17 protein-coding genes are annotated in these 15,103 nt (G+C 46.8%); 9 read left to right on the forward strand and 8 right to left on the reverse strand.

Annotation, left to right across the window (positions count from 1 at the left end):
• Positions 1-2: 2 nt before the first annotated feature.
• Positions 3-836: a DUF1853 family protein gene (locus tag GWK09_RS11970; protein WP_204260444.1), complete on the reverse strand. Its 834-nt coding sequence runs from the start codon at positions 834-836 to the stop codon at positions 3-5.
• A gap of 58 nt (positions 837-894) precedes the next feature.
• Here GWK09_RS11970 and GWK09_RS11975 point away from each other — a divergent pair, with 58 nt between their 5' ends.
• Both GWK09_RS11975 and GWK09_RS11980 read left to right on the forward strand, forming a co-directional pair.
• Positions 895-2,040: a vWA domain-containing protein gene (locus tag GWK09_RS11975; protein ID WP_163693696.1), complete on the forward strand. Its 1,146-nt coding sequence runs from the start codon at positions 895-897 to the stop codon at positions 2,038-2,040.
• Positions 2,041-2,074: 34 nt separating this feature from the next.
• The gene (locus GWK09_RS11980; RefSeq protein WP_163693697.1) at positions 2,075-3,538 is read left to right on the forward strand and encodes a magnesium chelatase; all 1,464 of its coding nucleotides are present in this window, start codon (positions 2,075-2,077) and stop codon (positions 3,536-3,538) included.
• Between the two features lie 74 nt (positions 3,539-3,612).
• Here the strand turns inward: GWK09_RS11980 and GWK09_RS11985 are convergent, their stop codons facing one another.
• The 3 genes from GWK09_RS11985 to GWK09_RS11995 all read right to left on the reverse strand — a co-directional run bounded on the left by GWK09_RS11985 (position 3,613) and on the right by GWK09_RS11995 (position 5,989).
• Entirely contained in the window at positions 3,613-4,077 is a 465-nt protein-coding gene (locus tag GWK09_RS11985) for a hypothetical protein (protein WP_163693698.1), read from the reverse strand.
• Positions 4,078-4,227: 150 nt separating this feature from the next.
• Positions 4,228-5,445, reverse strand: a complete 1,218-nt coding sequence (locus GWK09_RS11990; protein WP_163693699.1) for a DUF418 domain-containing protein — start codon at positions 5,443-5,445, stop codon at positions 4,228-4,230.
• A 103-nt stretch (positions 5,446-5,548) separates the two neighbouring features.
• The gene (locus GWK09_RS11995; protein ID WP_163693700.1) at positions 5,549-5,989 is read right to left on the reverse strand and encodes a hypothetical protein; all 441 of its coding nucleotides are present in this window, start codon (positions 5,987-5,989) and stop codon (positions 5,549-5,551) included.
• A 128-nt stretch (positions 5,990-6,117) separates the two neighbouring features.
• Here GWK09_RS11995 and GWK09_RS12000 point away from each other — a divergent pair, with 128 nt between their 5' ends.
• The 6 genes from GWK09_RS12000 (at position 6,118) to GWK09_RS12025 (ending at position 11,473) form a co-directional block, all read left to right on the forward strand.
• Complete coding sequence (locus GWK09_RS12000; protein ID WP_163693701.1) at positions 6,118-6,900, forward strand: tRNA pseudouridine synthase A; 783 nt, start codon at positions 6,118-6,120, stop codon at positions 6,898-6,900.
• A 38-nt stretch (positions 6,901-6,938) separates the two neighbouring features.
• Entirely contained in the window at positions 6,939-8,027 is a 1,089-nt protein-coding gene (gene corA / locus GWK09_RS12005) for a magnesium/cobalt transporter CorA (RefSeq protein ID WP_163693702.1), read from the forward strand.
• A 63-nt stretch (positions 8,028-8,090) separates the two neighbouring features.
• Positions 8,091-8,960 carry an alpha/beta hydrolase gene (locus GWK09_RS12010; RefSeq protein WP_163693703.1) on the forward strand — a complete coding sequence of 290 codons (870 nt, stop codon included), beginning with the start codon at positions 8,091-8,093 and terminating at the stop codon, positions 8,958-8,960.
• Positions 8,953-9,759, forward strand: a complete 807-nt coding sequence (locus GWK09_RS12015) for an alpha/beta hydrolase (protein ID WP_163693704.1) — start codon at positions 8,953-8,955, stop codon at positions 9,757-9,759. Before GWK09_RS12010 ends, GWK09_RS12015 begins: the two co-directional genes overlap by 8 nt.
• 267 nt (positions 9,760-10,026) lie before the next feature.
• On the forward strand, positions 10,027-10,527 hold the full coding sequence (locus GWK09_RS12020; RefSeq protein ID WP_163693705.1) for a Dps family protein: 501 nt from the start codon (positions 10,027-10,029) through the stop codon (positions 10,525-10,527).
• A gap of 46 nt (positions 10,528-10,573) precedes the next feature.
• Positions 10,574-11,473, forward strand: a complete 900-nt coding sequence (locus tag GWK09_RS12025; RefSeq protein ID WP_163693706.1) for a mechanosensitive ion channel family protein — start codon at positions 10,574-10,576, stop codon at positions 11,471-11,473.
• A gap of 62 nt (positions 11,474-11,535) precedes the next feature.
• On the opposite strand, the gene cysM is transcribed toward GWK09_RS12025, so the two are convergent.
• Entirely contained in the window at positions 11,536-12,423 is an 888-nt protein-coding gene (gene cysM / locus GWK09_RS12030) for a cysteine synthase CysM (RefSeq protein ID WP_163693707.1), read from the reverse strand.
• Positions 12,413-13,207: a serine O-acetyltransferase EpsC gene (gene epsC / locus GWK09_RS12035; protein WP_163693708.1), complete on the reverse strand. Its 795-nt coding sequence runs from the start codon at positions 13,205-13,207 to the stop codon at positions 12,413-12,415. The genes cysM and epsC overlap by 11 nt, the downstream gene beginning before the upstream one ends.
• Before the next feature lie 95 nt (positions 13,208-13,302).
• Between epsC and GWK09_RS12040 the strand changes: the two genes are divergently transcribed.
• Entirely contained in the window at positions 13,303-13,983 is a 681-nt protein-coding gene (locus tag GWK09_RS12040; protein ID WP_163693709.1) for a DUF2461 domain-containing protein, read from the forward strand.
• Here the strand turns inward: GWK09_RS12040 and GWK09_RS12045 are convergent.
• Positions 13,972-14,382 carry a glyoxalase gene (locus GWK09_RS12045; protein WP_163693710.1) on the reverse strand — a complete coding sequence of 137 codons (411 nt, stop codon included), beginning with the start codon at positions 14,380-14,382 and terminating at the stop codon, positions 13,972-13,974. The genes GWK09_RS12040 and GWK09_RS12045 overlap by 12 nt on opposite strands.
• Positions 14,383-14,478: 96 nt before the next feature.
• Positions 14,479-15,000, reverse strand: coding sequence for a 5' nucleotidase, NT5C type (locus tag GWK09_RS12050; protein ID WP_163693711.1), 522 nt, complete (start codon positions 14,998-15,000; stop codon positions 14,479-14,481).
• Positions 15,001-15,103 lie beyond the last annotated feature (103 nt).

A 15,103-nucleotide genomic window follows, 5' to 3' on the forward strand; every position in this document is an offset into this window, starting at 1 on the left:
TCTTACCACCATACGACAAAGAATTTTTCCAGACTTCCCTCTTTCTTTCTCATCCAGACCAGGGTTGAACTCTTTTTTATCATGCGTATATTGAGTTCAATCAGTGCATTAAAATGAGATATCCAATCTGCTGTATTATAAGGAGATATAACCCATTCATCTTTTGAGGGGAAATAATACTGATGCGTTTTGAATCCCGCGGATTCAAAATCCTGAAACCGCATCCATGTACCGGCGATACAGCTCTTGTTCAGGGGCCTGATCCCAAGCCGCGCACTGCGGTAAGGCCGGAAGAGCTGGGCTTTAAAACACACCTGTTGCTCCAGGAATTCAGGTTCCATTTCCATGGCTCTCAAGGTCTTCGTTCCTTCAATGGTGTGGGGGAGGGTAAGCTGACTTTCCCTGAGTTTTTCCAGTTTGGTATAGAACATGTCTCTCCGGTTAGGGCCTACGAGTCGGAAGATAGGTTCGCTAATGTCCGTATCTGCAAGGTAGAATTTATAGGTGAGTTCGAGGTGAAGTTGTCGGTCATTTCTCAAATCCTTCAGCAGGAAATCGATCTCTCCCAGCGTTTTCTTGTCCTTTTTTATCACGACATTCTCCATGATCAATTCATAGGTATCCTGCCCTTCGAGCAGGGCGGTGAAAATACGTTCCATTTTATGGCCGAGGCGCATACTGGATCCAAAGGTTACCGGCTTTACCCGGGCCAGATCTATCTCCGGGAACGGGAACTGTTGCAGCCCGAACTGAGATCGCGTCCACAGGGGAGGGGTACTTATAAAAGCCCGGGCCATTTGGGTGAAGAGACCTTCCATGCTGGCGAAAATAAGCAAACCGTTAAGGTTTTTTTAAAAGGCTGACACCTAAATTGAAATGTAGTATTTTTATGGTATGGCTATGAAAATAAGATCGGGCTTCCGTTTTACAAACTACGAAGCGCCCGAGCAGACCCCATTCGAAAAACTCTTCGAGATCTTTCAGGAACTCATCACCCATACTTCAGGGGATGTGGATGAAGCCCTCGATTGGTTGAGGGAACTCGACAAGGAATACGACCTCACGGATGAGGATTACACCATATACGATTTTATTGAAGACCTCAAGGCAAAGGGGTATTTGAGGGAAGAGCTCGAGCCGGGACAGGGGGGAGACGGAGAAGGAACCCCAGGTGAAGGGACTTTGTCCATTACCGCCAAAATGGAACGCATCATTAGGCAAAGGGCCCTTGACCAGATCTTCGGAAAGATAAAACGAAGCGGTACAGGCAACCATCGCACAGGTAAGTCAGGGTTAGGCGATGAGCACACGGGTGATTTCAGGGAATACCACTACGGCGATTCCCTCGACAGGATCTCCATGACCGAAAGCCTTAAAAATGCACAGGTAAATCACGGGTTGGAGGGATTTTCACTCACCGAGAATGACCTGGTTGTAGAGGATACCCATCACAAGGCACAGATGAGCACTGTCTTAATGATTGACATCAGCCATAGTATGATCCTCTATGGGGAAGACCGTATCACCCCGGCTAAGAAAGTGGCCATGGCCCTGGCCGAATTGATCACAACCCGATATCCTAAGGACACTCTCGATATCCTCGTCTTCGGGAATGATGCCTGGCCCATCCCTATCAAGGACCTGCCCTATCTCAAAGTAGGCCCGTACCATACCAACACGGTGGCCGGACTGCAATTGGCCATGGACATGCTAAGAAGGAAAAAGAATACCAACAAACAGATCTTTATGATCACTGACGGGAAGCCCAGTTGCCTGAGACTGCCCGATGGTACTTATTACAAGAACAGCGTTGGTCTCGATGATTTTATCGTGGAGAAATGCTACAATATGGCCAGACAAGCGAGAAAGCTACACATCCCGATCACCACTTTTATGATCGCCCAGGATCCCTACCTCATGCAATTCGTACGCCACTTTACGGAAGCAAACAAGGGCAAGGCCCTGTTCACGGGATTAAAAGGGTTGGGGGAGATGATCTTTGAAGATTATGAAAAGAACCGAAAGAAGAGACTGAAATAAAAATAGACATTGATTAAGAACAGTTGATAGAACTATGGATTACAGAAAAATAAAAACTCTGGGGGAGCTCAAGAAATCGGGATACCAAAGTCAGAGTATCAAGGATGAACTGAGAAAGAACCTCAAACAGCGGATCAAAGAGGGGAAGGATACATTTAGCGGAGTTTGGGGGTATGAGGATTCGGTCATTCCCGAACTCGAAAGGGCGATCCTCTCGAGGCATAACATCAACCTCCTCGGCCTGAGGGGCCAGGCTAAGACCCGCCTCGCCCGCCTTATGGTAAATCTGCTCGATGAGTATATCCCCGTGGTGGAAGGCTCGGAGATCAACGACGATCCCCTGGCTCCTATCTCGAGATACAGCAAAAGGCTTATAGAGGAAAAAGGGGAGGATACCCCCATTTCCTGGCTCCACCGGGAAGAACGTTTCTATGAAAAGCTGGCCACCCCGGATGTCACGGTTGCCGACCTTATCGGAGATGTAGATCCCATCAAGGCTGCGAACCTTAAATTGTCCTATGCAGATGACCGGGTGATCCATTTTGGGATGATCCCCAGGGCCAACCGCTGTATTTTTGTGATCAACGAACTTCCCGACCTGCAGGCCAGGATACAGGTTTCCCTCTTCAACATACTGCAGGAAGGCGATATTCAGATCAGGGGTTTTAAACTGAGGCTCCCGTTGGATATTCAGTTCGTCTTTACGGCAAACCCGGAGGATTATACCAACCGGGGGAGCATAGTAACCCCTTTGAAGGACAGGATAGGATCACAGATCCTCACCCATTATCCGAGGGAGATCGAGACGGCCAGGAAAATTACGGCCCAGGAAGCCCGGCTGGACGAGGAACAGGAAGGCATGGTCTACGTCCCGGAACTTGCCAAGATCCTGCTGGAACAGATCAGCTTTGAAGCCCGAACCAGCGAATATGTGGATGCAAAAAGCGGGGTGAGTGCGCGAACGAGTATCACAGCCTACGAGAATCTCCTGAGCACCGCGGAACGAAGGGCCCTGGCACAAGGCGCTGACTCCACGGCGGTCCGACTCTCGGACTTCATGGGTATCATCCCTTCCATTACCGGAAAGATTGAACTTGTATACGAAGGAGAACAGGAAGGGGCCGATACGGTGGCCCAGATGCTAATTGAAGATGCGATCAAAAGTCTGTTTCCCAACTATTTCCCCGCCATCCTTAAACTGGAGCAAAAGAATGCCGAAGGCCCCTATGACGATCTGATCCTTTGGTTTTTTGACAGGGAAGGCCTTGAACTGCAAGATGAGCACACCGATGAAGAGTATCAGAAGCTGCTCAACAGTATTCCACCCCTCCAGGATCTGATCCTGAAACACCAGCCAAAAGTAAAGGAACGCGATTCGTATTTCTTAAAGGAGTTCTTACTGTGGGGCCTGGTGGTGCATAAGAAACTCAGCAAACAGCGGTTCAGCAAAGGGTACCAGCTCAAGGACCTCTACGGAGGCTTTATCAGTAAACTATAAAAAACCCCCGCTCTTGCGGGGGTCTTTAGTGCTGCCATAGCACATCGCTCTCATCTCTGGTAAGGATGAGGGATTTAATCGTGTATCCGGTCCAGGGTATAAGAACCTATTCGTATTCGTCTGTGTTGAAATGCTGTCAGAGTTAAAATGATTAACAGGGTTTGCAATCCCATTATAAAACTGCCTGCGGGCAGAAAAGTCGAGGGAAATACCTGTTCGGAATAATCGAAATAAGTAAGCAGGATATACAAGGTTTCTGCCAATTTGAAAATGTATACGGGCAGGATGGCATACATGACAAATTCCAGGTTTCTCAATAAATTCAAATCAGTGTTCTCCATTCTGCCTGAACGCTTCAGTACAAGGAGAAATACAAGGTGCACCAGGATCAGGAGTGAAAAAATATAGTTGTCGACCTTCAGGAAATAAAATCTGTTGGTATACAACCCGTAGAAACTGCAAATCAATATCAGGGGAAGAACCGTCAGGGAAAGGTAGAAGCACTTTTTCCAGGGCAGTAGTTTCAAGATACGCTTCATTATATGGAACGGTTCTGTAAATTTTTCATATCCAAAACGAGGATCCGAAAACCTTTATTTGAAAAAAATCGTTGAACTGCAAGGAATGTTGAGTATCCCCGGAAATGTGTGGTGAAGGGCCGGAACCGAAAGACGAAGGTTGTAAAATTTTCAGGCCCCGTTCCTGCGAAAAGGATACACTGTAAAGTAAGTGAAGCTTCTCCAGATCCATTCAAGTGGACCGTAGTAAAAACGTTTCATCCACCAAATGCTAATGCCCATTTGAAAGACAATTAGCAGCAACGCCGCAATGAAGACATAGGTATTACTAAGGGTTCCGATAAAACCGAGCCCCCATCCGTAAAAGAAAAAAGTTCCCAAAATACTTTGAAGAACGTAATTCGAAAGGGCAGTCCGTCCGTAGGCCTTGAAAATATCAAGGTATTTTCTCCATCTTTCGGATCTGTAAACGATCACAAAAAGACAAAGCAGTGCCAGGGTAATAGCGATGTTGACCAGATCAAAACCCGTAAGTCCGATCATCGCATACCAATTGTCGAATTTTGGTTCTGGCCCGATCTGTGCAAAAGAACCTACGGTGATAAAGACACCTACGCAAAAGAGGATCAAAGAGGCCCAAAGAAGATCTCTGGTGATTTTTTTTCTTTGCGTAAAGTTTTTAAAGAACTCGATTCTTCCCGTGTATAATCCTAGAAGAAAAAAACCAAAGGTCAGGTATGCCCTGGAAAAAATGCCTAATTGAAAATCGAGTTTCATAAGATGACCTTCCCAGGCGTTGGTTTGGAAGACTTCCCAGATCGAACCTTCCTTAAGAACATCGTAATACTGGATCATTAAGGGATTTTCAGCCGTTAATTCCCCTAATAGAAATAAACTCTGCCCATTTGTGAGGGTAAACGTTATAAATCGGCCTGCACCTAAAAATAAGATCGCGACAATTGCCAGGATCCAAGTGGACCTGACTCTGTAAAAAAACAGGAGAAAAACACCCAGCATGGCATAAATAGTCAGGATATCTCCCCTGTAGAAAAGGCTGTGGAGGTATCCTATACACATCAAAAGGATCATGCGCCACAGGAATCTATATCTGTAGTCCCCCTTTTTTTGGGGAGCCTTGTGCATCTGTATAAAAAAACTCAGTCCGAACAGGAAGGAGAAGAGGGCAAAAAATTTGCCTCTGAGTAAGATCAGGACGATCCCATCAATCACATAGTCAAATACCCCCTGGTGTGCAGCTTCCACGGCGGCTTCAGGGACTGGAGCTGCCACGTAATTCTCAACCATGTGCACGATGACGATCCCGGCCAGAGCGAATCCGCGGAGTGCGTCTATGATATCGATCCTGGATGATTTTTGAATAGCGGTCATGGAGTTCTGGTTAAGGAGAACAAAGGAGTTATGAGCGAATTCTCTTTTTGAATTCGCTGAAAGTGACATTTAGTAACCTGAGGGGGCAGCTCCTGCCCGAAGATCAGGCGATCCAGGTCTTCCGTTCACTAAGCCTTGCGAAAAATACAAGCAGGACGGCGATTATGATCACCATGAGTGGGATAATGACAGCTTCAGTTTGCCCGTAGACTTCACTTGCGTTGGTCATAAAAAAACTGTAACCCATTTGTACGATCACTCCCACAAGAGAGAGGGCCAGGGCTGACTTTGCCCATTTTTTCCTCAAAAGGAGTCCGATACATCCGGCTGCCCCGAACCAAACGGCAATGGCGAAAGCAGCCGTTACCCAGGCCGGGGTGTTTTCTATCAGTTCTACCTGGGCCGGAGTCATTTCCGCCTTCATGGCCTCCTTCATAAAGGCCGTTCCCAGATAATTCATAACACCCATCAGGTTCCACAAGAGGGCGAGGACACTGACCACCCAGAACCATACCGGGGGTTTTGCAGTTGATTGTTTGTTCATCTCTGTTTGTTTAGGTTGTTGACATTCCAAAGTACAAATTTTTTTCTTTGGATTGGATTCGATTGAAAAATGGAGCCAAACGGCGGCTTCTTTTTTATTGTGATATCTTTAGGATCAAAGAAGCGTGTGTGAAAGGGAAGTACACCTATGTGGTCTGGGTTCAGTACCTGGGGTTCCGGTACAGTGGCTGGCAGCGCCAACCCGGTCAAAAAACGATCGAGGGTATGATCCGCAAGACCCTTAAATTCATTCGGCCGGGAGAGACTTTCAAGATCCTCGGGGCCAGCAGGACAGACGCCAGGGTATCTGCGTTCAAAATGGCGTTTCAATTGATCACTTCTGAAGAACTAAATGGCCGTATGGCTGTATTCATGGGAGAACTCAATGAAAATCTCCCTCCCGATATCCGTATCCTGCAAATAGAAGAGGGCAGGGAAGGCCTCAACATCATTAAGGATGCCAACAAGAAGGAATACGTATATTTCTTTTCTTTCGGTCCCAAGAATCATCCCTTCTGTGCGCCTTTTATGGCAAATTTCCAGGGCGACCTCGACCTGGACCTGATGAAGGAGACTGCCCTCCTTTTCGAAGGAGCGCATTACTTCCACAATTTCACTGCGCAATTGCAGGTAGGGAAGAAGGTCTTCCGGAAGGTTGCGTTCTGTCGGATCACGGAAAACGAGGAACTGAGCGCAAGTTTTTTCCCCGAGAAGAGTTACGTACTCACCGTGAGGGGGGATGGCTTTATGCGGTATCAGATCCGAATGATGATGGGGGCTCTTGTTCTGGTCGGAAAAGGAGAAGTGGACCCCGGCTTGATCGAAAGGGCTTTGCTGAAAGAAGAGGAGATCCGAATTCCGTTTATAGCTCCTTCCTCTGGCCTGTTTTTAAAGAATTTGGAACTGATATAGCCCGATTTGTTTTATATCTTTAAGGAAAGTTGTAGTCCATGGCCAAATTGCATTTTCCAGTCGGAAAAATCCACAAAAAGAAATTCAGGATCCTTAAGAAGGTAGGGAAAGCTCCCGGAACGATCACTTACATGGGGAACCGTGAAGATTCGATCAGCACCCTCGATGTGGTCGCCTATGGGAATGAACACGTAGAACAATACAGCCCCGTGCATGTGGAGTCCCTTCTGGATAACCGGGGTGAGATGATCAAATGGATCAATTTGGTGGGGCTCAGTGATGAGGGTTTTATAGAGAAGCTCGGAAAGACGTTCGACCTTAACCCACTGGTCCTTGAGGACGCGGTACATACCGAACAACGCCCCAAAATTGACGAATACGAGCATTACATCTTCGGTGTGTTTAAGATGATCTACCTCGATGAACAACAGAATATCGTCATTGAACACGTCGCTCTGTCACTTTTCCAACACGAGGTCCTGGTCTTTCAAGAACTCAAGGACGATGTGTTCGGTTCGGTTAGGGAGAGGATACTGGGAAAACTTGGGCGGATACGTCTCCGGGGTGCGGATTACCTGTTCTTCGCTTTGCTCGATGCCATCATAGACAACTATTTTCTAGTCCTCGAGCATATTCAGGACCAGATCGAAGTTCTGGAGGAAGAGGTCTATAGAAAACCCAAACCGAGGACTGCCCAGAAGATCCAGGAACTGAAGAAAGAAGTGCTACGGATCCGTCGTTTCATCTTCCCGGTAAAGGAATTGATCAGCCGACTTATCGATTCCGAACACCCGCTCATCACCAAGGATACCAAGCTCTTTCTGAGGGATGTCCTGGACCATTGCCTGGAGATCAATGAGTCCCTGCAGATCTACCGGGAAATGGTCATGAGTCTTATGGAGATGTACATGAGTAACGTAAGCAATAAGATGAATGAGGTCATGAAGGTGCTGACCGTGATGGCCTCTATTTTTATCCCGCTGACCTTTATTGTGGGCATATACGGGATGAACTTTGACAATATGCCCGAGCTCCATTGGCAAAACGGATATTACATGGTCTGGGGACTGATGATTTTTGTGCTGATCGTGATGTTGATCTATTTCCGGAAGAGAAAGTGGATCTGATCTGCCGGATTCCGCTTCCCCTGTCTTTTGATAATTTTTGTACATTAAGTCCAAATTCAGAGTATGCCAGTTTGGGTACAAATTCTGCTTTTCCTGGGGTTGGTCTACCTCCTGATCAGTATACTGATTTTCATCCTCCAGGACTATCTCATGTTCAAACCGGAAAAACTGCCAGCAGACTTCCAGTTCTATTACGAGAACCAGGAAACCGAAGAATACAATGTGGAAACAAGGGATGGGGCCGTCATCAACGGCCTGCGTTTCAAGGCGAGAGAACCCAAAGGGGTAGTCTTTTATCTTAAGGGAAATTCCAAGAGTATCAAAGGATGGGGAAAATTTGCGGTGGATTTTACCCGCCATGGATATGATGTGCTTATGGTCGATTACCGGGGTTTTGGCAAGAGCACTGGGAGAAGGACCCAAAAGGCGATCAAGAGGGATATGCAGATCGTCTATGATAAAATTCGGGAAAAGGTGGATGAAAAGTACATTATCCTCTATGGCAGGTCTCTCGGATCCGGTTTTGCCGCCAAGTTGGCCTCCATGAACAACCCCAGGATGCTCATCCTGGATGCGCCCTATTACAGCCTCAGGCACGTGGCCAAGAAATACATCCCCTTTATGCCTTTATCGCTTCTCATCAAATTTCCCATGCCCACCTATAAATGGCTTAAATACGTGCAGTGCCCCATTCATATCATCCACGGCACCGATGACCATCTGATCCCCTATAAGTCGAGCTTAAAACTCTCGAAAATAAAACCCAAGCAGACCACCCTGTATACGGTCATAGGTGGAGGGCACAAGAACCTGAACACTTTTGAGTCGTACCACAAGATGCTGGAGGATATTATCACTTCCAAACCTGTAAGGATAAACCTCGAAGGATCGAGCATCCATGTTCATCAAAACAATTCCAAGCGTCATGCGTAGCCTGAAAAAGGTGAGTCTGGGCCTGATTATTCTTCTATTGATTTCTGTAACTATGCTGTATTTTCTTCAAGAAAACTTGATCTTCCTCCCTGAGCGATTGCCCGAGGACTACCGGTATACCTTTGAGGTACCCTTCGAGGAGTTTTATTTAGACCGGCCAGACGGGGCAACCCTCAACGCCCTGCATTTTAAGAAGGAGGATCCGACAGGGGTTATCCTGTATTTCCACGGTAATGCCGGCAACCTGGCCCGATGGGGAGAGGTAGTACAGGAATTGGTGAACTTGAATTACGATGTGTTGGTGATGGATTACCGTACCTATGGGAAAAGCAGGGGAAAACTCAGTGAACAGGCATTGCTGGAGGATGCCCAGGCATTTTATGAACATTTGGTCCGGTCTTACCAGGCAGAGAACATTGTGGTATACGGAAGATCCTTGGGAACGGCTATGGCTTCCTATGTGGCATCCCATAATCAGGTACCCCTGCTGATCCTGGAAACGCCCTTCTACAGCCTGTTGGATGTCGCCAAAGGGCGATTTCCCATTTTACCGGTAGAGAATTTTATCAAATACCCTTTCAGAAACCACGAATTCCTGCGTCATACGCATGCTCAGATCGTTATTTTTCACGGGGATCAGGACGAGGTAGTGCCTATTTCTTCCTCCTTAAAACTCCTGCGCAGTCTCGAAGGAAAACCCGTTGAATTCATCGAGATCGAAGGGGGAGAACACAACAACCTCAATACCTTCGAAACCTATCGCAGAGCGCTTCGGCTCATTTTACAACCCTCATCGTGAACCCCAGATCTCAGGAATGAACCGTTTTTCTTCCTTTTCTGGACTTTAACAATTCGAAACAGGTTTAACAGAGCATTATGATAATAAGTGCAAAATCCTGTTAAACCTTGTTAAATCGCTTGACAAATTTTTTAAATACCTTATATTCAAGTAGTTGGATTACTAAATAAAACATTTCCATCGGGCATTCGCCCAATTTCTGCCGGTTTCTTCCGGCCCTGAAATGAATCCGACATTACTTTTTAATTAACATTTAAATCCCTTAAGATGAACTATTTGAATATCAAAGAAGAAGAATTATTGCCGGTTGTGATCGAATTGAACACCCTGTTGGCAGAATATCACCTGTATTATCAGAAACTGAGAAATTTTCACTGGAATATCCTCGGGCAGAACTTTTTTGACCTGCACGAACAATTCGAGACCATGTATATGGACGCAAGGGAAAAGATAGACGAGATCGCAGAGCGTATACTCACCCTGCGTTATCACCCGATGAGCAATCTGAGCGCCTATTTAAAGACCGGAACCATTGAGGAAAGCACCGGAAAAAAGACGGACCGGGAGATGATAGGAGAGATCCTGAAGGCACATAGCATCCTGCTCAAACAAATGAGCAAGGTCGTGAAAAAGGCAAATGAGGTAGGTGATGAAGGAACCATCGATCTCATAGGCGCGTACATCCGTCAACTCGAGAAAACCAGCTGGATGCTTAATGCCTGGAACAAGGAAAAGAATGGTGAACTTAAGACGGCAACCATCATCTAATGCACTTCGGACCACGCAAACTATTGTTTAATTTAAATCCGAACGCATGAAAGAAGAACTATCATCATCCTTTGACGTATTACTGAATAAACTCAATACCTGGGGCAATACCCTGATCGAAAACCTGCCCAATATGCTGCTGGCCATCGCAGTCCTGCTCACGTCCTATTTTTTGGCGAGGTACGTCAGTAAAGGGGTCACCAGGCTCGTCAGCAAGAAAGTCCCACAAAAATCCATTTCCAACCTAATCTCCAACCTGACCACCGTAGTTGTGGTTTTATTCGGGCTTTTTCTGGCCCTGAGCATTCTCGACCTCAATGACGCCCTGATGTCCCTGCTGACAGGGGCAGGAGTTGCCGGTCTCGTTGTGGGTCTGGCCCTTCAGGGAGCCTTATCCAATACTATTTCCGGAGTGGTCCTGTCCTTCAGGAAGAATATCCGCATAGGCGACTGGGTGGAGACCAATGGGTTCGCCGGTGAGGTTATCAAGATTAACCTGAATAACTTTATCATCAAAGAAGCCGATAACAACAAAGTGATCATACCCAATAAGACCATTTTGGAAAACCCACTGAAAAATTTCACCCTAACCAACAAAATGCGTGTGGTCCTGGGATGCGGGGTTGGATATGAATCGGACTTGGACAAGGTGGAGACCCTGACCAAACAAACGGTAAAGGATTGTATTGACCAGGTCAGATCTGTTGAAGACGTAGAGTTTTACTTTGAGGAATTCGGTGATAGTTCGATCAATTTTATAGTCAGATTCTACATCACCAGCGAAAGCGCCATCGAAAAACTCAGGGCCAAGAACACGGTCATAAAAGCCTTGAAGAAGGCCTTTGACAAGGAAGGCGTCAATATTCCCTTCCCAATCAGGACCCTGGAGTTCAATTCTGGCCTCAAATTACAGAACGGAGTTAAAGCGGCTTTTGCTGCGAACTGATCCTATGGAAAAGAATGGCTGGAAAGATAAAGTGTGCACCCATCGGTGCACATTTTTTTAGGTCATCCATCAAAAAGGTCTGAAGAGAGGTAGCGATCTCCCCGGTCACAAATGATGGACACGATTACACCTTCATCCAGTTCCCCGGCAAGCCTGAGAGCTGCGGCTGTTGCTCCTCCGCTGCTCATCCCCGCAAAGATGCCCTCCTCCTTTGCCAGGCGCTTTGTCATGGCCTTGGCCTCTGCCTCACTGACCTCAAGGATTCGGTCTACCCTTTTGGGGTCAAAGATTTTAGGCAGGTATTCCCTGGGCCATTTGCGGATCCCGGGGATACTGGAATTGTCTGTAGGCTGTACCCCGACGATCTGAACAGATGCCTTTTTTTCCTTAAGGAATCTTGAAGTGCCCATAATGGTCCCGGTAGTACCCATGGAAGATACAAAATGGGTAATCTCTCCTCCCGTATCCCTCCAAATTTCTGGCCCTGTGGTTTTATAATGAGCTTTCCAGTTGTCCTGATTTCCGAATTGGTTGATCATTTGATATCCTTCTGAGGTCACCTTGGCTTCCGCGTAGTCGCGGGCACCTTCTATACCTTTTTCTGAAGGAGTCAGGGTAACCTTGGCTCCATAGGCCCTCATCGTCTGAACGCGTTCCCTGGTAGCATTCTCAGGCATTACGAGTTCTATATTGAGTCCGTAGATCCCTGCGATCATGGCCAGGGCGATGCCCGTATTACCACTGGTGGCCTCGATTAGGCGGGTTTCCTTTGAAAAATCCCCTCTTTCCAGACCGGAAGCAATCATGTTGTGTGCAGCACGGTCCTTGACACTTCCCCCGGGATTTTGTCCTTCCAATTTAAAATACAATCGGACCTTCGGATGGTCATTCAGCGTCTTCGAAAGTACAAGGGGGGTATTCCCGATCAGGTCTGTAAGTTTATTGGTCATTTTGCTGTGTTCTTATTTCGATCTCCGGATTGTGGTATACCTTGGAATTAGGGGGGACCGAGCTGGTAAGCCAGGCATTTCCCCCTATGATTGAATTCGCACCTATGACCGTATCTCCGCCAAGGATGGTGGCATTGGCATAGATCGTGACGTTGTCTTCAATGGTGGGATGCCTTTTGGTATCACTCAGGTTTTTGGCCACATAAAGGGCTCCGAGGGTGACCCCCTGGTAGATCTTCACGTGGTCGTGGATCACTGCGGTCTGCCCAATGACCACCCCTGTGGCATGATCGATAAAGAACGACTTGCCAATTTGGGCCCCGGGGTTTATGTCGACCCCGGTCTGCCGGTGGGCGTATTCTGTCATCAGCCTTGGTACGAGGGGAAACCGTTTTTTGTACAATTCGTGGGCCAGTCGGTAGATCGCTATCGCGTAGAAACCCGGGTAGGCCAGATACACCTCTTCGATCGAGAGGGAAGCAGGGTCGCATTCCGCGATGGCCCTGGCATCCAGGTTTAGTTTTTCAAGAACTCCGGGTAAGGTCTGGAGATACTCTTCCCAAATGGAAGCACAGGACCTGTCGGGATCCCAGCATGCCAGATCCACCAGTTGGTCAAACTTTTCCTGGAGACGGGGCATATTATCCTCAATGGGGGTCTCTATGTCGAATAAGGAGAGGAACAACAGATCCGTAAAGGCTTCGGTTTCTCTCTTTAACCTGAACCTCAGGTTCGGTTGTATTTTGTTTTTCTTGATTCTATCAATGATAGCACGGGTCTCCATAACAGTAAATTTCAAAATAAAATTAACCATTAATTAAAAAGGCCCTTCTTCAAAAAGGTTAACTTTATTACAAATCTTCTATAACAGGACTATCCATGGCTACAGACAAGATCGACAAGGAGGCACTTGATTTTCTAAAGGCCTTGTCCGCCAATAACAACAGGGATTGGTTTGAGGCTCATAAACCGGAATTCAAATCTCTGGAAAAGGAGGTCAGATCCCTCTATTCTTCCCTCATGGAAAGGATGCGAAAGCACGATGATATCGAGAAAATGAAGTGGTTCCGGATCTACCGGGATGTGCGTTTCTCCAGGGATAAAACCCCTTACAAGACTCATTTCGCAGGTTCATTTTCCCGGGCAGGTAAAGCCTTAAGAGGGGGTTACTATCTCAGAATCAAACCGGGGGATACCTTTGCGGCAGCCGGATTTTGGGAACCCAATAAGGACGACCTCCTGAGGATTCGGAAAGAGCTGGAATTGGACGCCAGTGAATTCAGGGAGGTCATCACTGCCGATGTTTTCAGGAAGACATGGGGAGAGCTTGCAGGGGAGGAAGTAAAGACGGCCCCCAAGGGATTTGACAAGGAGCATCCGGACATAGATCTAATCAAAAAGAAGCAATTTATCTTTATCCGGAATTTTTCGGATGAACAGGTGCTCGCTCCAGATTTTATAGAGGTGGTAGACGAATCCTTCAAAAGGATCCGGCCTTATTTTGACCTAATGAGCGCTATCCTGACCACCGACCTGAACGGTGAATCCCTATTGAGATAGTTCGGCAGGTTCGAACAATTGTACCTGGTCCTTGAGCCTCTCGATGACCATGTTCATCATCCGTTTGTTAAGGGAAGATGAGTTCTGAATATAGATCTCGTACTCCTCAACCGTAAAGAGTCCGATGATCATCCCTTTCAGGGAATTCCTGAACTTCATGTCCTTTTGAATGGCGTGCTCTATATACGCCAGCCTTTTGGGAAGTTGCAGACCGTAAAACACATTTTTGTGTTTTTGCACGTAGTTCATGAAGGCAGCGATAAGCAGGGAATTCTGAAATTTGATAATGGGTCTGAGGGTAGCGTTCTGGAAGTGTTCGTCCCGACTCATGTTGTCTGTGATCCGGGCGTTGGGCAATTCTGGGCGAAACCTCAGGAGCTCCGAAGATCTGTCGTTCATCTCAGAAGTTTTATTAAAATTAGAAAATCGGGAAGGGGGCTGGATGTGGGAATCAATTACTTGTTAACGGGGTTATGAACAAAGCCCTCTACAGGTTCAGAGCAATTCCCTGGCGATTTCTTCCCAGGAATTCACCCTTTCGAAATGGTTTGTGTGTATATTATGGGGAGAGGTATAGATCAATGGCCTTCCAATAAAGTTCTCGAGGTTGTGGCTTCGGTCATCGATCAGGATATCCCCCCTGAGGATCTTTTTATCTCCACATAAAATCCTTTTCTTCCAATGGATAAAGGGAAAGTGTTCATCCAGCCATTGATGTTTTTCCAGGAGGGAATTTGGAAACTGCATCGCGGCGGAAGCCACATAGACCGAATACTTCTCATTGAGTTCCTTCAGGACCTCGATGCTGTTCTCCATCGGTCTTAATCCCCTGAAAAATCCCTTCTGATAATAGTGCTGCCAAATGCTGTCCTTGCGATATTCGGGGACCTTCTGCCAGACCTCGTGCCCCATGCATTCCTCAAAAGTCAGGGATTCGCCGAATTCCCTGTTGTAATATTCTATGTGGGCGGTATAGGTGTCCGCCATCACTTCATCCATGTCCACGAAGAGGATCATATCTTCAATTTTTTGCGAAGTTCCTAAAATAAAGGGAAAATGGAAGACCCCTTGAGATTAGTTTAACAAAGCGCAAATTCAGAAGTCCAAAAAATGTCAAGGC

The sequence above is a fragment of the Muriicola jejuensis genome, from assembly GCF_010671595.1.
In the GTDB taxonomy this organism is placed as follows: Bacteria; Bacteroidota; Bacteroidia; order Flavobacteriales; family Flavobacteriaceae; genus Muriicola; species Muriicola jejuensis.